This is a genomic window from Pseudonocardia yuanmonensis (genome assembly GCF_039542425.1).
GTDB classification, from domain to species: domain Bacteria; phylum Actinomycetota; class Actinomycetes; order Mycobacteriales; family Pseudonocardiaceae; genus Pseudonocardia; species Pseudonocardia yuanmonensis.
This window is the reverse complement of the sequence record NZ_BAABIC010000013.1, coordinates 178,930-196,707: the sequence shown is the minus strand read 5'-3', so window position 1 is coordinate 196,707 and position 17,778 is coordinate 178,930. Positions and strand designations below refer to the sequence as shown.

At 73.8% G+C, this 17,778-nt stretch carries 19 protein-coding genes; 8 read left to right on the top strand and 11 right to left on the bottom strand.

The window, feature by feature from the left end:
• Window positions 1-24: 24 nt before the first annotated feature.
• The gene (locus tag ABD990_RS20295; protein WP_345382195.1) at window positions 25-486 is read right to left on the bottom strand and encodes a DUF4262 domain-containing protein; all 462 of its coding nucleotides are present in this window, start codon (window positions 484-486) and stop codon (window positions 25-27) included.
• A gap of 53 nt (window positions 487-539) precedes the next feature.
• On the opposite strand from ABD990_RS20295, the gene ABD990_RS20290 reads away from it, so the two are divergent.
• Window positions 540-1,628 (top strand): glycoside hydrolase family 76 protein, encoded by a 1,089-nt coding sequence (locus ABD990_RS20290; RefSeq protein ID WP_345382194.1) that lies wholly within the window; start codon window positions 540-542, stop codon window positions 1,626-1,628.
• Between the two features lie 34 nt (window positions 1,629-1,662).
• On the opposite strand, the gene ABD990_RS20285 is transcribed toward ABD990_RS20290, so the two are convergent.
• The 4 genes from ABD990_RS20285 to ABD990_RS20270 are packed head-to-tail and all read right to left on the bottom strand — an operon-like array spanning window position 1,663 to window position 4,058.
• Window positions 1,663-2,352, bottom strand: a complete 690-nt coding sequence (locus ABD990_RS20285; protein WP_345382193.1) for a DedA family protein — start codon at window positions 2,350-2,352, stop codon at window positions 1,663-1,665.
• A gap of 28 nt (window positions 2,353-2,380) precedes the next feature.
• On the bottom strand, window positions 2,381-3,106 hold the full coding sequence (locus ABD990_RS20280; protein ID WP_345382192.1) for a DedA family protein: 726 nt from the start codon (window positions 3,104-3,106) through the stop codon (window positions 2,381-2,383).
• Between the two features lie 35 nt (window positions 3,107-3,141).
• On the bottom strand, window positions 3,142-3,411 hold the full coding sequence (locus ABD990_RS20275; protein ID WP_345382191.1) for a hypothetical protein: 270 nt from the start codon (window positions 3,409-3,411) through the stop codon (window positions 3,142-3,144).
• 20 nt (window positions 3,412-3,431) lie between these two features.
• Window positions 3,432-4,058 carry a SigE family RNA polymerase sigma factor gene (locus ABD990_RS20270; RefSeq protein ID WP_425569629.1) on the bottom strand — a complete coding sequence of 209 codons (627 nt, stop codon included), beginning with the start codon at window positions 4,056-4,058 and terminating at the stop codon, window positions 3,432-3,434.
• Between the two features lie 128 nt (window positions 4,059-4,186).
• On the opposite strand from ABD990_RS20270, the gene fbaA reads away from it, so the two are divergent.
• Genes fbaA through ABD990_RS20255 form a run of 3 tightly spaced genes read left to right on the top strand, consistent with a single transcriptional unit; the run spans window position 4,187 to window position 6,795 of the window.
• Window positions 4,187-5,221, top strand: coding sequence for a class II fructose-bisphosphate aldolase (gene fbaA / locus ABD990_RS20265; RefSeq protein ID WP_345382188.1), 1,035 nt, complete (start codon window positions 4,187-4,189; stop codon window positions 5,219-5,221).
• 44 nt (window positions 5,222-5,265) lie between these two features.
• Window positions 5,266-5,679 carry a DUF3151 domain-containing protein gene (locus ABD990_RS20260; protein ID WP_345382186.1) on the top strand — a complete coding sequence of 138 codons (414 nt, stop codon included), beginning with the start codon at window positions 5,266-5,268 and terminating at the stop codon, window positions 5,677-5,679.
• 27 nt (window positions 5,680-5,706) lie between these two features.
• Complete coding sequence (locus tag ABD990_RS20255; RefSeq protein WP_345382185.1) at window positions 5,707-6,795, top strand: FUSC family protein; 1,089 nt, start codon at window positions 5,707-5,709, stop codon at window positions 6,793-6,795.
• Window positions 6,796-6,808: 13 nt separating this feature from the next.
• On the opposite strand, the gene ABD990_RS20250 is transcribed toward ABD990_RS20255, so the two are convergent.
• Entirely contained in the window at window positions 6,809-8,410 is a 1,602-nt protein-coding gene (locus ABD990_RS20250; RefSeq protein WP_345382210.1) for an ABC-F family ATP-binding cassette domain-containing protein, read from the bottom strand.
• A gap of 520 nt (window positions 8,411-8,930) precedes the next feature.
• Between ABD990_RS20250 and ABD990_RS20245 the strand changes: the two genes are divergently transcribed.
• The 3 genes from ABD990_RS20245 (at window position 8,931) to ABD990_RS20235 (ending at window position 12,739) form a co-directional block, all read left to right on the top strand.
• Window positions 8,931-9,605, top strand: a complete 675-nt coding sequence (locus tag ABD990_RS20245; RefSeq protein ID WP_345382184.1) for a lysophospholipid acyltransferase family protein — start codon at window positions 8,931-8,933, stop codon at window positions 9,603-9,605.
• A gap of 114 nt (window positions 9,606-9,719) precedes the next feature.
• Window positions 9,720-10,985 (top strand): DUF6986 family protein, encoded by a 1,266-nt coding sequence (locus ABD990_RS20240; protein WP_345382183.1) that lies wholly within the window; start codon window positions 9,720-9,722, stop codon window positions 10,983-10,985.
• A 191-nt stretch (window positions 10,986-11,176) separates the two neighbouring features.
• Window positions 11,177-12,739 carry an alpha/beta hydrolase gene (locus ABD990_RS20235; protein WP_345382182.1) on the top strand — a complete coding sequence of 521 codons (1,563 nt, stop codon included), beginning with the start codon at window positions 11,177-11,179 and terminating at the stop codon, window positions 12,737-12,739.
• Window positions 12,740-12,800: 61 nt separating this feature from the next.
• On the opposite strand, the gene ABD990_RS20230 is transcribed toward ABD990_RS20235, so the two are convergent.
• The 4 genes from ABD990_RS20230 to ABD990_RS20215 all read right to left on the bottom strand — a co-directional run bounded on the left by ABD990_RS20230 (window position 12,801) and on the right by ABD990_RS20215 (window position 16,201).
• A complete protein-coding gene (locus ABD990_RS20230) occupies window positions 12,801-12,962 on the bottom strand; it encodes a hypothetical protein (RefSeq protein WP_345382181.1) in 162 nt (53 codons plus the stop codon).
• Entirely contained in the window at window positions 12,962-13,858 is an 897-nt protein-coding gene (gene pucL, locus ABD990_RS20225; RefSeq protein WP_345382180.1) for a factor-independent urate hydroxylase, read from the bottom strand. The genes ABD990_RS20230 and pucL overlap by 1 nt, the downstream gene beginning before the upstream one ends.
• Window positions 13,859-13,891: 33 nt before the next feature.
• Entirely contained in the window at window positions 13,892-15,388 is a 1,497-nt protein-coding gene (locus ABD990_RS20220) for an NCS1 family nucleobase:cation symporter-1 (protein ID WP_345382179.1), read from the bottom strand.
• Between the two features lie 138 nt (window positions 15,389-15,526).
• A complete protein-coding gene (locus tag ABD990_RS20215; protein WP_345382178.1) occupies window positions 15,527-16,201 on the bottom strand; it encodes an aspartate/glutamate racemase family protein in 675 nt (224 codons plus the stop codon).
• Between the two features lie 217 nt (window positions 16,202-16,418).
• Here ABD990_RS20215 and uraH point away from each other — a divergent pair, with 217 nt between their 5' ends.
• Complete coding sequence (uraH, locus tag ABD990_RS20210) at window positions 16,419-16,742, top strand: hydroxyisourate hydrolase (RefSeq protein WP_345382177.1); 324 nt, start codon at window positions 16,419-16,421, stop codon at window positions 16,740-16,742.
• Window positions 16,743-16,790: 48 nt separating this feature from the next.
• Here uraH and ABD990_RS20205 read toward each other — a convergent pair whose 3' ends face one another.
• On the bottom strand, window positions 16,791-17,669 hold the full coding sequence (locus tag ABD990_RS20205) for a phytanoyl-CoA dioxygenase family protein (protein ID WP_345382176.1): 879 nt from the start codon (window positions 17,667-17,669) through the stop codon (window positions 16,791-16,793).
• Window positions 17,670-17,778 lie beyond the last annotated feature (109 nt).

The following is a 17,778-nucleotide window of genomic DNA, read 5'->3' as shown; positions in this document are numbered from 1 at the left end:
GGGCGGTCCCGCCGATCCCGCCGCTCAGCCGCAGAACCGGCACGGCAGGTCCTCCCCCGGCTCCTCCGCGTACCCGTCCTCCGGAACGACCAGCAGCGCCTCCACCGGCGGCCCGCCCGGGACGCGGTACAGCCGGTTCGCCCCGAGCAGCCACCCCTCCGAGTCGGGGAAGGAGAGCAGGCTGACCAGCCCCTCGGGCAGGCCGACGGTGTCCCCGGGCCCGAGCCGACCGCCGTGCCGGACGTACTGCCCCAGCCGGTTGAGCGCCCGCGCCGCCGTGGCCTGGCCGACCGCGAACACGATCAGCTCGGGATGGTCGAACCCGGACAGCCCGACCGTGTAGACGAAGGGCGGGCCCTCCGCGTCCCCCAGCACGGCCTGCAGCGCCCAGCCGTGCCGGCGGATCGTCTCGCGCTGCCAGGCCTCGTACTGGTCGATGCGGTGGACGAGCTCGGACGGGACCTCGGACGGGATCTCGGGGTTCATGCCGCGGACGGTAGGCCCGACCCCCGACAGAAAATCCTGCGATGATCGCCGCGATGACGAGCCTGTGGACGGACCGGGCGGCCGCCGCGGAACGCGCGGTCACCCATCGCTACCTGCACCGCGTCGGCGGGGTGCTGCCGGGGACGCGGATCGGCCGTATCCGCAGCCCGCGGCCCTCCGCGCTCCGCGAGCGGGCCCGGGCCCTCGTCGGGCCCTGGCACTACTGGTGGCAGGCCCATCTGCTCGACTGCCTGGTGGACGCCCAGATCCGGGCCCCGGAGCCGCGTCGCGCGGCGGCGATCGCGGGGATGGTGCGCGGGGTCCGGCTGCGCAACCTCGGCCGCTGGACCAACGACTACTACGACGACATCGCCTGGTTCGGCCTGGCCGTCCAGCGGGCCGGGGTGCGCGTGCGGAGCCGCCACGCGGCGCTCGACGCCATCACGGCGCGGATCCGCGCCGCGCACACCCCGGCGGGTGGCGGCGGGATCTGGTGGCGCCGCGGGGACGACTTCAAGAACGCCCCCGCCAACGGCCCGGCCGCGATCCTGCTGGCCCGCACCGGCGCCGCGGAGGACCTGGCCACGGCCGTCGCGCTCACCGACTGGATGGCGACCACCCTCGTCGACCCGGCCACGGGCCTCGTCCGCGACGGCGTCCGGCTCGACGCGCAGGGCGCGATCCGGGAGGTCGCGACCACCACCTACACGTACTGCCAGGGCGTCTTCCTGGGCGCCTGCGTCGAGCTCGCGCAGCGCCAGGGCGACGCCCGCTGGCACGAGCGCGCGGCAGCGGTGCTCGCGGCGACGGCGCGCGGACTCGCCGAGCCGGGCGGCGTGGTCGGCGGCTACGACGACGGCGGGGACGGCGGCCTGTTCAACGGCATCCTGGCCCGGTACCTGGCCGACGCCGCGGTCCGGCGGCCCCGGCTGCCGCACGCCCGCGACCTCGTCCTCGCCAGTGCGGAGTCGGTGTGGGAGAACCGGGCGGACACCGCGGTGGGGCCGGCCTTCGCGCACGACTGGCGCAGGCGCGCCCGTCGGCCTGCGGTGGGGGCGCCGGAGGGGGACCTGTCCGTGCAGCTCTCGGGCTGGCTGCTGCTGGAGGCCGCGGCCCGCCTGGAGCGTGCCGGCGCCGCGTGAGACCGCCGCGGGGAGAGCCGCTGGTCAGGGTCGGTCAGGGCTGCTCGGTCGCCGCGGGGTCGTGGGCGACCCCCGAGTCGACCGGCGTCTCCTCCTCGACCGGCTTGCGGACCTCGAGGACGTACCGCACGACCCCGACGGCCGTGCCGATCACGAACAAGGCGATCGCCGCGACCACCGCCACGTGCCGCACCCACGGGATGCGGTCGAGCAGGCCCGCGGCGTAGTAGCCCAGCATCATCAGCGTGGGCACCCAGGCCAGCGCCCCGACGAGGTTGGCCACCAGGAACTTGCGGTTGTCCATCCGCGCGGCGCCCGCGATGGCCGGGGCGAGCGTGCGCACCCACGGCACCCAGCGCGCCACGACGATCGACCAGAAGCCCCAGCGGTCGAGGAACCTGCCGGCCCGGTCGAGGTTCTGGCGGGTCAGGAACCTGCCGCCGCGGCGCACCTTGATCCGGTTGCCGGTGTAGCGCCCGATGAGGTAGCCGACCTGGTTGCCGGCCACCGCGACGACCACCGCGGCGGCCGAGAGCAGCCAGGCGGATGCCTCGTGCTGGTGGGCGGCGAGCACCACGCCCGCCGCGACGAGCAGCGAGTCGCCCGGCAGGAACAGCCCGATGATGAAGGCGCACTCCAGGAACACGAACGCGAGGACGACGACCCAGACCGTGACCGGCCCGGCGGAACCGAGCGGGTCGAGGGCCAGGACCGTCTGTCGCACGTGCTCCTCCGGATCGGCGGCGTCGGGATCAGCGGTGGTGGCCGGGCGGGCGCTCGTCCGGCCGGACGACCGGGATGCGGACCGTCGCGTCCGGGTCGTACCCCTCGGGCGCGACCGCCCCGTGGCCCTGCCGGCGCGCGCGCAGGAGCTCGATCACGATCGGCACCACCGAGAGCAGCACGATCAGGATCAGCATCAGCTCGATGTTGTCCCGCACGAACTGGATCTGGCCGAGGAAGTAGCCGAGCACCGTGACGCCGGCCGCCCAGGCCACCCCCCCGACCAGCGAGTACGTGAAGTAGCGCTTGGCGTCCATCTTCCCGACGCCGGCCATCACGGTGATGAACGTGCGGACGATGGGCACGAAACGACCGAGGACGATCGCGCGGTTGCCGTACCTGTCGAAGAACTCCTGCGTCTTGGTGACGTGTTGCGGCTTGAACAGCCTGCTCTTCGGCTTGTCGAAGATCGCAGGCCCCGCCTTGCGGCCGATGGCGTAGCCGCACGCGTTGCCGACGAAGGCGGCCACCACGAGCAGCACGCACACCAGCCACAGCGGCGTGCGGATCGCCCCCGTCGCCACGAACAGGCCCGCCGTGAACAGCAGGGAGTCACCCGGGAGGAAGAACCCCAGCAGCAGGCCGCACTCGGCGAACACGATGAGTGCCAGGCCCAGCAGCGCCCAGGGGCCGAGCCAGCCGATGATGACGTCGGGCTTCAGCCATTCCGGGCCCAGGGCAAGCGTGTGGGTCACGCCCAGGACGGTACCGGGCGCACCTGTGCGTCCCGTCAGCCGACCGTGGGAAGGACCCCTGGGAAGAGCAGCGAGACCAGCCCGATCCCCGCCCCGAGCACCAGGCCCGCGAGCAGTGCGATCACCAGCGCCCACACGATCTGGCGGCGCAGCGCGGCGTCGGGACCCGGCTCCGGGGCCGGTCGGCGGGTCGCCGCGTACCCGGCCGGCGCCGAGCCCGACGAGATCGCCTGCGCGTGCAGCGCCTCGGCCAGCCGGCGGCCGGGATCGGCCGACGGGGTGGCGTGGGCGTGCGGGTTCGTCATCGTTCGTCCTCCTCCCGGCCCTATCTTCCCCCGGACCGTTCGGCCATGACACGGGCCACCGCGTCGAGCGCCCGACTGGCCGTGGACTTCACCGTGCCGCGGGTGATGCCGGCGGCCTCGGCGATCTCGGCCTCGGACAGCCCGCCGTAGTAGCGCAGCACCAGGACCTCGCGCTGCCGCGGGGGCAGCGTGGCCAGCGCGTCGACGACGGCCTGGTGCTCGGCCGAGAGCATCGCGAGCGACTCCGCGGACCGGGCGTTGACCTGGTGCGGGGCCACGTACTCGCGCGCGGTGCGCCGCCGGCGCAGCACCGACCGGGACCCGTTGACGACGGCGGTGCGCAGGTACCCGACGGCCGCGGCCTCGTCGCGCAGCCCGGCCCAGTGCCGGTGCAGGCCGGCGAAGGCCTCCTGCACGACGTCCTCGGCGGTGGCGGGCTCGTCGACGAGCAGCACGGCGAGCCGGACCAGCCGCATGCGGTGGTCGCGGTAGAGGTCGGCGAGGGTGAGCGGGGCGCCCGGGGCCTGCGGGGGCGGGGCGGCGACGGCGGGGTCCGGGCGTGAGTCGATCCGGCGCAGCCTGCTCAGCGTGCGCTCGACGGTGCTCTCGTAACCGCCGGTCTCCAGCGGGTTCGCTCCCCCCACGATCGACACCTTATCGAGCGTGACATTCCCGGAGACGGAGCTTGCGAAGTCGACCGTCACGTCGTTCGGCGCGTCGGCGCTGGTGGGTGATACTGGCGGCGAACGACGCGGACCCGAGGAGGCCACTTCAGATGCCGATCGCCAGCCCCGAGATCTACAACGAGATGCTGGACAAGGCCAAGAGCGGGGAGTATGCGTACCCGGCCATCAACGTCACCAGCTCCGAGACGCTGCACGCGGCCCTGCGCGGCTTCGCCGAGGCGGGCAGCGACGGCATCGTGCAGGTCTCGACGGGCGGTGCGGAGTTCCTCTCCGGCACCCGGGTGAAGAACATGGTCACCGGTGCGACCGCGCTGGCCGAGTTCGCCCACGTGGTCGCGGACTCGTACCCGATCAACGTGGCGCTGCACACGGACCACTGCCCGAAGGACAAGCTCGACGGCTTCGTCCGCCCGCTGATCGCGATCAGCCAGGAGCGCGTGGCCAAGGGCGGGAACCCGCTGTTCCAGTCGCACATGTGGGACGGCTCCGCGGTCGAGCTCGAGGAGAACCTGAAGATCGCGGCCGAGCTGCTCGACGAGGCGGCCAAGGCCAAGATCATCCTGGAGATCGAGATCGGGGTGGTCGGCGGCGAGGAGGACGGCGTCGCCAACGACATCAACGAGAAGCTCTACACCGCTCCCGGCGACTACGAGCGGACCGTCGAGGCGCTGGGTGCCGGCGACAAGGGCCGGTACCTGCTGGCCGCGACCTTCGGCAACGTGCACGGCGTCTACAAGCCGGGCAACGTCAAGCTGCGCCCGGAGATCCTCAAGGAGGGCCAGCAGGTCGCCACGCAGAAGCTGGGCCTGGCGGAGGGCTCCAAGCCGTTCGACCTGGTGTTCCACGGCGGCTCCGGCTCGCTGCTGGAGGAGATCCACGAGGCGCTGTCCTACGGCGTCGTCAAGATGAACGTGGACACCGACACCCAGTACGCCTACACCCGGCCGATCGCCGCGCACATGTTCCAGAACTACGACGGCGTGCTGAAGGTCGACGGCGAGGTCGGCAACAAGAAGACCTACGACCCGCGCTCCTACGGCAAGAAGGCCGAGGTGGCGATGTCCGAGCGGGTCGTCGAGGCCTGCGAGTCGCTGAAGTCGGCCGGCAAGTCCCTGGCGGGCTGAGCCCGGCCGGATCGCACGGGGGGTCGACGGGGCAGGATGAGGCCATGAGTCTGCACGGCAACCTGCTGGGCCCCGAGCCCACGCGCCTGCCCGTCGACCCCGCCGCGGCCGCGCTGGACGCGGGCGAGGACCCGGCGGACGTCGCGGCGGCCAACCCCGCCTCGTCGATCGCCTGGGCCACCCTCGCCGAGAACGCCCTGGCGGAGAAGCACACCGTGGCGGCGTACGCGTACGCCCGCACCGGCTACCACCGCGGCCTGGACCAGCTGCGCCGCAACGGCTGGAAGGGCTTCGGCCCGATCCCGTGGTCGCACGAGCCGAACCAGGGCTTCCTGCGTGCGCTGGGTGCGCTGATGCGCGCCGCCGAGGCGATCGGCGAGACGGACGAGGTCGAGCGGATCCGCGGGTTCCTCGCCGACTCCGACCCGGCCGCGGCCGCGGCGCTGGGCGTCTCCTGACCCCCGTCGTCGGGTGAACGGTCCCGCATGAGCGTGACCGCCCGGGCGCGTGCCCGGCTGGACCTGGGCGCGCGCCGGCTACGGATGTCGGCGGTGCCGATCGTCCAGTGCGGGCTGGCCGCCGGCCTGGCCTGGTTCGTCGCCGCCGACCTCGTCGGGCACGCGCGGCCCTTCTTCGCGCCGATCGCCGCGGTGATCATCCTCGGCGTCTCGCTCGGGTCCCGGCTGCGCCGGACCGCCGAGCTGGTCGTCGGCGTGAGCCTTGGGGTGCTGGTCGGCGACCTGCTGGTCTCCGTGATCGGGTCGGGACCCTGGCAGATCGCCCTGGTGGTGATGCTCGCCGTGGCGGCCGCGGTGTTCACGGACGGCGGCACCCTCATCGTCGCGCAGGCCGGCTCGTCGGCCGTGCTGGTCGCGACCCTGCTGCCGCCCGGGCAGACCGGCGGGATCGACCGCTGGGTCGACTCCCTGATCGGCGGCACGGTCGGGCTGCTCGTGGCCGCCCTGCTGCCGTCGCACCCGCTCGGCCCGGTCCGGCGGCAGGCCCGCCGCGCGCTCGACGAGCTCGCGGCCGTCCTGTTCGGGGTCGCCGAGGCGCTGCGCACCCGGGACGAGAAGGCGGCGGCCGAGGCGCTGCTGCGCGCCCGCCGCAGCCAGCCCCTGGTCGACGAGCTGCGGACGTCCGTGAAGTCCGGCCGCGAGGTCACCGCCGTGGCCCCGCTGCGCCGCCCGCACCGCGCCGAGCTGGCCCGCTTCGGCGAGCTGGCCGAGCGCACCGACTACGCCTTCCGCAACACCCGGGTCCTCGCCCGGCGCGCCCTCACCGCGCTGCAGGACGACGAGCCCGCGGTCGAGGCCCTGCCCGACGCCGTCGCCCAGCTCGCGACCGCGGTGCAGAAGCTCACCGCGCAGGTCGGCGCGGGCGACCGCGAGGCGGCCCGCGTGCCGATCCTCGACCTCGTGCACGACTCGCCGATCCTGGGCGCCGCGGCCGGCGACCTCGGCATGTCCGAGCAGGTGATGATCGCCCAGCTGCGCTCGATCGCGGTCGACCTGCTGCAGGCCACCGGGCTCGGTCGCACCGAGGCTCAGCAGGCCCTGCGCGCCGAACTGTGAGCGGAGCGCCGGCTCACGGCGCGCGCAGGGCCAGCTCCCGGCCCGCCCAGCGGCGGCGCAGCCAGCGGTCGTGCGAGGCGACGACGACGGCGCCGGGCCCGGTGCCCAGGGCCTCCTCCAGCTCGTCGGAGAGCCGGGGTGAGAGGTGGTTGGTGGGCTCGTCGAGCAGCAGGAGCTGCGGCGGGTCGGCGATCAGCAGGGCGAGCGCGAGCCGTCGGCGCTGCCCGACCGACAGCTCGCCGACCCGGGCGCCGAGGTCCCGCGGCGCGACCAGGCCGAGCGAGACCAGCGGCACCGCCTCGGCCCGCTCGGGGCCCAGGGCGTGCTCCCACGTCTCGCGCACGGTCCGGTCCGGCCGCGCGAACACCGTGTCCTGGGCCAGCAGCCCGACGCGCAGCCGACGTCGTCGCCGGACCTCGCCGTCGGCGGCCAGCGTCCCGGCGAGCACCGCGAGCAGCGTGGACTTGCCCGCCCCGTTCGGCCCGGTGACGAGCAGCCGGTCGTCCGCGGTGACGTCGAGCCGGTCGACCGCGAGCCGGCCCGGGACCCGCACCCCGCGCAGCGCGACCAGGACCCCGTCCGACGACGCCGCGGCCAGCGCGGGGGCCCGGAACCGCAGCGGCGCCGGCGGACGCCGCACCTGGTCCCGCTCGAGCTCCTCGAGCCGGCGCAGCGCGCTGCGGACCCGGCTCGACACCTGCCGCTCGACGCGCTGCGCGCGCCGGCCGTAGCCCATCTTGTCCCGGTCCGGCATCGCCCGGTCGTGAGCGACCCGGCGCGAGGTCACCGCCACCGAGTGCCGCAGCTCCGCGAGCTCCTCCTGCTCCTCGGCGAAGCGGCGCTCCCAGCGCTCCCGCTCGGCGCGCTTCTCGGCCAGGTAGTCGGTGTAGGTGCCGCCGTACCGGGCGGGTCCGCCGAGGGCCGGATCGAGGTCCACGACGTCCGTGCACACCGCGTCGAGGAACGCCCGGTCATGGCTCGCCACCACGACCGCGCCCGGCATCCCGCGCAGTTCCTCCTCGAGGAAGGCCGCGGCGGCGTCGTCGAGGTGGTTGGTGGGTTCGTCGAGCAGCAGCGCCGCGGGCCGGCGGAGCAGCAGCGCGGCCAGGGCGAGCCGCCCTCGCTGGCCCCCGGACAGTGTGCCGAGCGGGCGGTCGCGCCCGATCCCGCCCAGCCCCAGCCCGGCGAGGACGAGATCGGCGCGCCGGTCGGCGTCCCACGCGGCGTGCCGCTCGGCCGACTCCAGGCGCTCGCCGTACGCGGTGAGGAGGTCGGCGTCCTCGGGTGCGTCGGTGAGCGCGCGGCCGATCCGGTCCAGCTCGGCGAGGTCCGTGCGGGCCTCGCGCAGGGCGTCGTCGACGACCGCGGCGACCGTGGCGACCGGGTCGTACGGCATCTCCTGGTGCAGGAAACCGAGGTCCGCGGGCCGCGTGACGGTGCCGCCGTCGGGCTCGTCCGCGCCCGCGAGCAGCCGCAGCAGGGTGGACTTGCCGGCCCCGTTCTCGCCGATCAGGCCGATCCGCCGGCCGGGGGCGGCGGTGAGGGACACGCCGTCGAGCACCCGGCGCGTACCGAGGGTGCGGACGAGGTCGACGGCGACCAGGGCTGCGTGCACGGAGGAGGGAGCGGACACGGCGACACCACCTGGGAAGATCGGGATCTCGCGCCCGCCGGGCTCGTGCCGCGGCCGCGGGCGCAGGGTGGTGTCAGAGCTCCATGATGCGATCACTCTCGCCCAGGGGTGGCGACCCCGCAACCGATTAACCGGTCGAGCCGCGGGAGGTCGGCTCGTGATCATCGATCGTGGACGCGGGCGGTCGGGAATCGACCCGCTGCGTCCAGGGAGAGTGATCTTGGGTTCGGGATGGACGAGGCTGTCGAACGGCCCGAACGGCCCGCTGAGCGTGTGCTGGCCGCGCTGGTGGCGCTGTTCCGGCCGCCGCGGACCGCTGGTTCCGCAGGGCGGGCCAGAAGCGATCGCACGAATCCGCACGGCCTCCCTCACGTGGCGGAACCGCCGGCCGCACGTCGTCGGTACGTTCCAGAGCGGTGACCTGTCCGTCATGGTGGGTACGCCACACTGGTCCGGACGACGTGGGGTGCGTCCGGCCGGGTCCGGGGAGGATCGAAGAGCCATGCAGTTCCTGATCAGGTGGGTGCTGGCGCCGCTGGTGCGGATGATCTGGCGGCCGCGGGTGCAGGGGGTGCACAACGTCCCGGTGAGCGGACCGGTGATCTTCGCCGCGAACCATCGCGCAGCCGTCGACACGGCCGTGATCCCGCTGGTCACGCCGCGGCGGGTCGCCTTCCTCGCCAAGGACCAGTACTTCGCGTCGCGCAGCCTGAAGGGCCGGCTCGTCGCGCGGTTCCTCACCGCCCTCGGCTACGTCCCGGTCGACCGGGCCAACGCCAAGGCCGGGCTGGCCGCGCTGGAGGCGGGGCGCACGGTCCTGGAGGCCGGCGGCGCCTTCGGCATCTACCCGGAGGGCACCCGCTCGCTCGACGGCCGGCTGCACCGCGGGCACACCGGCGTCGCGTCGCTGGCGCTGTCCACCGGCGCCGTCGTGGTGCCGGTCGGGCTGATCGGCACCCACAAGGTGCAGCCCGTGGGGAAGAAGCTGCCGCGTGTCGCGCGCGTGGAGGTCCGGTTCGGCCGGCCGCTGGACTTCAGCCGGTACGACGGCCTGGAGGGCTCCGCCGCGATCCGCCGCGCGGTCACGGACGAGGTCATGGACGCCATCGCCGACCTGAGCGGCCAGGAGTACGTCGACCGCTACCACCGCCGCCCCGGCGAACCCGCCGCCGCCTGAGCACCCCCGCCCGAGCACCCCCGACCGACCACGCCCGCCCGACCGCCCGGTCCACGAAAAGGATCACGCCCGCTCGTCGGGCCCGGAAGGGCCCCGGTGGGGCAGGATCCGTCCATGACGGATCTCGCCGAGGAACTGGCGACCGCGGTCGACCGCGATCTCGCCCCGGTCGACGCCGCGCTCGCGGCCGCGTATCCCGGCGACGTCGGGACCCGCCAGCCGGTGCACACCGTGTACGTGCCCGCGGACCGGTTCGACCGGTCCGTGTCCGCGGCGTGGGGCGCCACCGCCTGCGAGGTGTTCGACTCCCACGCCCCCGGCCAGGCCGAGCTCGCCTCCTGCTGGGGGATCCCGGCGCAGTCCGCGGAGGTGCTGCGCGCCCGCGTGCGGGACAAGCTGGTCACCGAGCCGATCGAGGACCTGCGGATCGACTTCGAGGACGGCTACGGCGTGCGGCCGGACGCCGAGGAGGACGCGGAGGTCCGCCGCGCGGCCGCCGAGCTGGTCGCCGCCGTCGACGCCGGGACCGCACCGCCGTTCACCGGCATCCGGTTCCGCAGCCTCGAGGCCGGCACCCGGCGCCGCGGCCTCCGTACGCTGACCGCGTTCGTGGCCGAGCTGGCGGCGCGTGGGGGCGTGCCCAACGGCTTCGTCGTCACGCTGCCGAAGGTCACGGCGCCGGCCCAGGTCGCCGCCCTCGCCGCGGTGCTCGACGCGCTCGAGGAGGCGCACGGCCTGCCTGTCGGCACCTTGCGGTTCGAGATCCAGGTCGAGACCCCGCAGACGGTGATGGGGCTCGACGGCGCCTCCCCGCTGCCGGGCATGATCGCCGCCGCCGAGGGTCGCTGCTCCGGCCTGCACTACGGCACCTACGACTACTCCGCCTCGCTCGGCATCGCCGCGGAGCACCAGAGCATGGAGCATCCCGCCGCGGACCACGCGAAGGCGGTGATGCAGGTGGCGGCGGCGGGCACCGGCGTCCGGCTGTCGGACGGCTCCACGAACGTCCTGCCCGTCGGCTCGCCCGAGGCGGTGCGCGCGGCGTGGCGGCTGCACGGCCGGCTCGTCCGCCGCTCCCTCGAACGCGGCTTCTACCAGGGCTGGGACCTGCACCCGGCCCAGCTGCCGAGCCGGTTCATCGCGGTCTTCTCCTTCTTCCGCGGCTCCGCCGGTCCGGCCGCGGCGCGGCTGCGTGCCTACCGTGAGCGCGTCGACTCCGGGTTCCTCGACGAGCCCGCCACCGCCACGGCCCTCGCCGGCTTCCTGCTGCGGGGCATCGACTGCGGGGCGCTCGACGGCGCGTGGGTCGAGAAGGAGACGGGCGCCGACCTGGGCGAGCTGGCCCGGACGGCGCACCGCACGACGCGTTCCCCGCGCTGACGCCCGACGTCGCGCCGAGCGCGGGGCCGACCCCACCCCGGCCGTCGGGTGCGCACCCGGCGGTTCGGGTGCGTGCTCCCTCGTCCGGGTGATGCCCCCGACCCCATCCTCCGCTGAACCCGCCGCGACCCGCGGCGACGGATCGGGGAGGAAGGACAGTGCGAACCAGAGGAATCGGAGGCGCACGCCGGGTGGCGCTCGCCGTCGCGGCGGTGGCCGGCGCGGCAGTGCTCTCGTCGTGCGCGTTACCCGGGATGCTGCTCGCGGCACCGGTCGCGACACCCGCGCCGGCGTCCGGCGAGGTACCCGCCGGGCTGACGCGGTACTACACCCAGGTGCTCGCCTGGGGCCCCTGCCTCCCCTTCGCCGACGAGGCGGGGGAACAGGAGCTGTTCGGGCAGCCGGGCCTGGAGTGCGCGCGGATGACCGTGCCCCTCGACTACGCGGCGCCGGAGGGCCGTACCGCGGAGATCGCCGTGCTGCGGGCGGGGGGTGGCCAGGCGCGGCTCGGCTCGCTCGTGCTCAACCCCGGCGGCCCGGGCGGGTCCGGGATGGAGATGGCGGCGGCCTACGCGTCGCTGTCCGACGGGCCCTTCGACATCGTCGGGTTCGACCCGCGGGGGGTCGGGTCGAGCACGCCGGCGATCGACTGCACCACGGACGCGGAGTGGGACGCCCAGCGGGCCGAGTCCGAGCGCGACCTCGTGGCCGCAGGGCCGGCGGCCGCCGAGGAGCGGGCGCGGCTGCAGATGGAGCGCTGCGTGGAGCGCTCGGGCGGCCTCGACGTGCTCGCCACCTCCGGCACCCGCGACGTCGCCCGCGACCTCGACGTGCTGCGTGCCGCGCTGGGCGACGAGAAGCTGAACTACCTCGGCTTCTCCTACGGCACCCGGATCGGGTCGACCTACGCCGAGCTGTTCCCGCAGAACGTGCGGGCCATGGTGCTCGACGGGGCCGTCGACCCGACGGAGACCACCGCCGAGAGCACGGTGGCCCAGATGGCCGGGTTCCAGGGAGCCTTCGACGCCTACGCCGCGGCCTGCACCCAGCAGGCCGACTGCCCGCTGGGCACCGACCCGTCCCGCGCCACCGCCGAGTTCCAGGCGCTGACGCGGCCGCTGCTCGACCGGCAGGCGCCGGTGGCGGACGGCCGCAGCCTGTCCTACGGCGACGCGACCACCGCAGTGATCGCCTCGCTCTACAGCCCGGTCTCGTGGCCGGGGCTGACGGCGGGGCTGGCCGCGCTGCGCGCCGGCGACGGCACGCCGCTGATGCAGGTCGCCGACGCCTACCTCGGCCGCGGTGCCGACGGCCGCTACGGCAACGAGACCGAGGCGCGGATGATCATCAACTGCCTCGACGGGGACCGGATCACCGACCCCGCCCAGGGCCTGGAGATCGCGCGGCAGGCACGGTCGGCCGCGCCGTTCATCGACCCCGGCCTGCCGCTGGTCGAGGGGGCCCGGGACACCTGCGCCCTGCTGCCCGTCACGCCGACCTCGGAGCCGCACCTGCCGCAGGTCGAGGGGCTGCCGACCACGATGGTGATCTCGACGACCGGTGACCCCGCCACGCCGTACCAGGCGGGCGTCGACCTGGCCGCGGCACTCGGTGCCCGGCTGGTCACGGTCGAGGGCACCCGGCACGGGGCCGCGTTCGGCGGCAACGAGTGCGTCGACACCGCGGTCGTCGATTACCTGGTGAACCTCGCCCTGCCGGCCGAGGGCGTGCGCTGCGTCTTCCCGGACGCCTGAGCAAGGACACCGAGCGAGAACACCGAGGGCCCGGCGCGAGCCGGGCCCTCGGCGTGTGCGGTCAGTGGGCCGCCGCGGGCCCCTCCGTGCGCGAGAAGTGGTTGAACAGCAGGTTCAGCCGCACCGCGAAGATGGCGTAGGCGCTGATGCCCGACTCGAAGATCGTGGCCAGCCACTCCGGCAGGTGCAGGTAGACCCCGGACCCGGTGGGATCGGCGGCCATCAGACGAAGCCCGTGATCCCCTCCCACGCCCCAGGCGCCGGGGGCACGTCGTCACGGACGATCGAGGCCTCGATCAGGCCGTACGGCCGGTCGGCGGCGAACCAGACCTGGTTGGGGTTGTCGAGCCCCCACTTCTCGAGGTCGACGAGGAAGTGGTGCTTGTTGGGCATGGAGAAGCGGATCTCCGCGACCTCCGGGTGGGCGGCGAGCGCCGCCTCGCCCATCGTGTAGAGCGTCTGCTGCAGCGAGAGGCTGTGCGTGAGCGCGAACCTCTCCAGGAGGATCTGCCGGATCGACGCCCAGGACTTGTCCCAGTCGACGTCCGTGCCCAGGTAGCGCCACCGGGCGGTGACCGCGGTGGCGAGGATCCGGTCGTCCGTCTCGACGAGCGACGTGAACGGCGCCTCCGGGAAGCCGTGGAACTCGCTGCCGGTGCTCTTGAGGACGGTCAGCCCGGTGAGCCCGGAGATCACGGTCTCCTCCGCCCCGTGCTTGGTCGCCACACACGTGCGGACCTCGGAGCCGGGCCTGGTGAACGCGTGGTCGTGGGGCCCACCCTCGGTGGTCGAGATCCGCTCCCAGTGGTCCAGGTTCACCTCCTGCCGCGCGCCCGTGACCTGCTCGAAGCCGTCGACGAAGTACCGGGCCAGGAGCAGCGCGAAGGTCTCGGGCGAGCCGACGCCGTGCGTCCGGGCGAGCGCGTGCACGGTGTTCTTCTGCGTGTCGGTCGCGATGACCTTGCCGTTGTCGCCGGTGAGGTGCGTGTCGGCGAAGTCGCCGATCAGCTGGCTGGTCACGGTGACGTCGGTGATCCGGTGGACCGGCGTCGACCGGTCCACGTGCACCATGTGGCACTCCGCCTTGCCGTACTGGTTGTAGCCGAGCGAGATGCCCATTCGTCCTCCGGGTGGTGCGGGGTGCAGGTGGGGTCAGGCCGCGTCGGCGGCGGGCTCCGGCGTGCTGCCCGTGCGGCTGCGCGAGATCACCCAGTGCAGGGCGAAGGCCACGCCCGCGCCGATGAACCAGCTGAAGGCGGCCGCCGTCGTCGAGCCGAACAGCACCACGGCCATCGCGACCACCGCGCCGACCGCGGTGGCGACGATCGCGACCGGGTTGTAGCCCTTGCGGTAGTGGTAGGTGCCGTCCGCCCTCAGCGTGTAGAGGTCGTCGACGACGACGCGCCCCTTCTTGATCAGGTAGAAGTCGGCGATCAGCACCCCGTAGAGCGGGCCGATGAACGCGCCGAGCGTGTCCAGCGTGTAGTGGATGACGTCCGGGCTGGAGTACAGGTTCCACGGCGTGATCAACACGGAGCCGACGGCCGCGATCATGCCGCCCGTGCGCCAGCTGATCCGCTGCGGGTCGACGTTGGAGAAGTCGAACGCCGGGGACACGAAGTTCGCGACGATGTTGATGCCGATCGTGGCGATCATGAAGGTGAGCGCCCCGAGGACCACGGCGAACGTGCTGTCCAGCTGGGCGACCGTCTCCACCGGGTCGGTGATCAGCCGGCCGAACACCGGCAGGGTGGCCGCGGCGGTGACCACCACGAGCAGCGCGAACACGATGAAGTTCAGCGGCAGGCCCAGAAGGTTGCCCTTCTTCACGTCGGAGAAGGTCCGGCCGTACCGGGCGAAGTCGCCGTAGTTGAGCATCGGGCCGGAGAAGTAGGACACGATCAGCGCGATCGCCGTGATCATGACACCGACGGACTGCCAGCCGGACAGGTCGACCTCGGCGAGGTTCAGGTCGATGCCGCTCCAGCCGGCTCGGAGGACGAGGTAGCCGGCGAGCAGGAACATCACGACGTACACGGCGGGCCCGCAGAAGTCGATGAACCTCCGGATCGCCTCCATGCCCTTCCAGAACACGGCGGCCTGCAGCACCCACATGGCGAGGAAGCAGATCCAGCCCAGCAGCGAGAGCCCGGCGAAGCCGTACTGGCCGACCTCCGCGAGCGGGGCGAGACCCGGCCACAGCTTGAGGGCCACGATGACCAGGGAGTGCGAGGCGAGATAGGTCTGGATGCCGTACCAGGCCACCGCGATCAGGCCGCGGATGATCGCCGGGATGTTCGCGCCCAGCACGCCGAAGGACACCCGGGAGATGACCGGGTACGGGGTGCCGGTGGCCTGGGAGGGCCTCGCGACGAGGTTGCACAGGTAGTAGACGATCGTGATGCCGACGAGCAGGGCGATCAGCACCTGCCACGCGGCGAGGCCGAGCGCGAACAGCGAGCCCGCGGTCACGTACCCGCCGACGCTGTGCACGTCGGACATCCAGAACGCGAAGAAGTTGTACGACTTCCAGTTCTGCTTCCGCAGCGGGGCGAGGTCCTCGTTCGTGAGGCGCTCGTCGTAGCCCGCCTTGATCTCGCCGGGCGTCCCGCTCGTCGCGACCGGCGTGCTCTCCACCGATTCCGTCATCTCGCCGCTCCGCCCTCCGCCGTCCCCGAGTCCAGTCCGGCTGACGGTATGTGGCCGGCGCACCCGAATGGGCGACGCGGCCGGGGAATTCACGAGACCGATTCGTGGGTCAACGCGGACTCAACATGAATCCGCGACTCACAGCCGGAAATCGCGCAGCAGCCCGGTGTAGGGCTTCGCCGGTGGCCGGGCGAACTCGCCGCGGTCCCCGGTGCGCAGACCCAGCGCGACGAGTGACTCGACGGTCCGGGTGGCGGCCGCGACGCCGTCGACCACCGGCACGCCGACGGCCGCGGAGACGTGCGCGCAGAGCTCCGCCATGCCCGCGCAGCCGAGCACGATCGCGTCCGACCCGTCCTCGGCGACCGCCCGCCGGCACTCCTCGGTGATCCGCTCCCGGACCCCGGAGGCCGGGTCCTCGAGCTCCAGGACGGGGATCTCGCACGCGCGCACGCCGCGGCAGAACCGGGCCACGCCGTAGTGTTCGGCGAGGTCCTCGGCCCGTCCGATCGTCCGCGCCAGGGACGTGACCACGCTGAACCCGCGGCCCAGATAGCAGGCGGTCCGCATCGCGGCCTCCGCGATCCCGACGACGGGGCCGCGCGCGAGCTCGCGCGCCGCGTCGAGCCCGGGGTCACCGAAGCAGGCGATCACGTAGCCGGCCGAGCCGGCCCGCTCGCCGGCGGCGATCTCCGCGAGCAGCCCGGGCACGGCCAGCGCCTCGTCGTAGTGGCTCTCGATGGACGCCGGTCCGGTCGCCGGGGGTGACCGCGCGGACCGTCGTGCCGGGTGAGGCGACGGCGGCCGCGGCATGACCGATGGTCGCCGTCATCGATTCCGTGGTGTTCGGGTTGATGACCGTAAGGAGCACCGCCGCCGTCCTTTCCGCGTGCCGGACCCGGTCCCGACGCTAGCCGTACGGGCACAATTCCGGTGCGGAGGCGGAAATATGTTACGGGCGGGTGAAGCGCGTTTCCGGCGACGCGGACGCGGTGTCCGAGGAAAAGGCGGCCACGGCATGCTCGGTGTCATGGCAGGCATCAGCACGCACGTCCTCGACGCCGCCCTCGGCCGCCCGGCCGCCGGCGTCGCGGTGACCCTGACCGCGCCGGACGGCACGGTCCACCCGGGCACCACGGACGCCGACGGGCGCGTCGGCGACCTCTACACCGGCCCGCTCGCCGCGGGCACCTGGACCGCGGTGTTCGCGACGGGCGCCTACCACGCCGCGAGCGGGCAGGAGGCGTTCTTCCCCGAGGTCACCATCGCCTTCACCGCCGACCCGGAGCGGGGCCACCACCACGTCCCGCTGCTGCTCTCCCCGTACTCGTACACGACCTACCGCGGCTCCTGACCCCGTGAGCGAGACTGACGTGCGACGACGTGGCCGTGCCGGGCGCGATCAGCGGGCGGCGTTCTTCACGAAGCCCGTCTCGGTGTCGCGCAGACCGGGGTCGCCGCCCTGCCAGCCGCCGCGGACGTGCCGGCGCACGGTGGCGTCGTCCGTGGCGCGGGCGGCGGAGTGCCAGAGGAAGGCGTCGTGCAGGATCACGTCCCCGCGCTCGGCGTAGACCGGGATCTCGCCGCGGACCTTCTCGAAGCCCAGCGGCATCGGGAAGGGCGGCGGGGTGTCGGTGTAGCCGCGGGCCGGCGGCGCGCCCTCGGGGACCACCGCACCGTTGACGTTCTCGAACGGCGAGGGCGTGGCCCACAGGTGGCTGCCGGGCACGACGCGCAGGAAGCCGTTGGCCGGGCTGGTGCCGTCGACGTGGATGGTGAAGGCGGTGCCGGGCCAGATGTCCAGATGCGGGACGGCCTGCCAATCCGCGTGCCAGCCGATGCGGCTGTAGCCGGACTCCCGGCCCGGCCGCGCGTCCTGGTAGACCACGCCGTTGCGGGTGCGCCAGAAGCCTTCGCCGAGCAGGTCGGCGACGAGCGCCTGCAGCGCGGGGAGGGCCAGCGCCTCCTCGACGCCCGGCGCCAGCTCCTCGACGTGCTCGACGTAGTTGACGAACTTCTCGACCTTGCCCTCGTCGTCGCCCGCCGGCAGGCGGTCGTCGACGAGGTACTTCGTCGACCCGTACCGGGCGTCCGCGGTGCCGTCGAGCACGGAGGCCTGGGCGGCCACGCACTCCGTCTCGATCCGCTCGAGCAGGTCGGCCGGGATCAGGTCGCGCAGGACCACGAACCCCCAACGGCGGTAGAACTCCGCGGCCGCGGCCGGCTCGTCGGGCGTGTACACGCCGAGATCGGTGAACGCGCCCAGGTCGAGCGTCTGCACGGTGCCTCCACGGGATGTGAACCACTTGGTTCACCGAGCATGACCGGCGGCTCCCGCGCCGCGCAAGACGCCGCGGTTACGTTCGCGTGAAGGGACCGGACGGACCCTG

Excerpts from the sequence above, each read along its gene's own strand:
- uraH (WP_345382177.1), top strand. The coding sequence starts at position 16,419 with ATGGCAGGCATCAGCACGCACGTCCTCGACGCCGCCCTCGGCCGCCCG.
- ABD990_RS20255 (WP_345382185.1), top strand. The coding sequence starts at position 5,707 with ATGAGCGTGACCGCCCGGGCGCGTGCCCGGCTGGACCTGGGCGCGCGC.
- ABD990_RS20215 (WP_345382178.1), bottom strand. The coding sequence starts at position 16,201 with ATGCCGCGGCCGCCGTCGCCTCACCCGGCACGACGGTCCGCGCGGTCA.
- ABD990_RS20245 (WP_345382184.1), top strand. The coding sequence starts at position 8,931 with ATGCAGTTCCTGATCAGGTGGGTGCTGGCGCCGCTGGTGCGGATGATC.
- ABD990_RS20220 (WP_345382179.1), bottom strand. The coding sequence starts at position 15,388 with ATGACGGAATCGGTGGAGAGCACGCCGGTCGCGACGAGCGGGACGCCC.
- ABD990_RS20275 (WP_345382191.1), bottom strand. The coding sequence starts at position 3,411 with ATGACGAACCCGCACGCCCACGCCACCCCGTCGGCCGATCCCGGCCGC.
- pucL (WP_345382180.1), bottom strand. The coding sequence starts at position 13,858 with ATGGGCATCTCGCTCGGCTACAACCAGTACGGCAAGGCGGAGTGCCAC.
- ABD990_RS20295 (WP_345382195.1), bottom strand. The coding sequence starts at position 486 with ATGAACCCCGAGATCCCGTCCGAGGTCCCGTCCGAGCTCGTCCACCGC.
- ABD990_RS20290 (WP_345382194.1), top strand. The coding sequence starts at position 540 with ATGACGAGCCTGTGGACGGACCGGGCGGCCGCCGCGGAACGCGCGGTC.
- ABD990_RS20260 (WP_345382186.1), top strand. The coding sequence starts at position 5,266 with ATGAGTCTGCACGGCAACCTGCTGGGCCCCGAGCCCACGCGCCTGCCC.
- fbaA (WP_345382188.1), top strand. The coding sequence starts at position 4,187 with ATGCCGATCGCCAGCCCCGAGATCTACAACGAGATGCTGGACAAGGCC.
- ABD990_RS20230 (WP_345382181.1), bottom strand. The coding sequence starts at position 12,962 with ATGGCCGCCGATCCCACCGGGTCCGGGGTCTACCTGCACCTGCCGGAG.
- ABD990_RS20240 (WP_345382183.1), top strand. The coding sequence starts at position 9,720 with ATGACGGATCTCGCCGAGGAACTGGCGACCGCGGTCGACCGCGATCTC.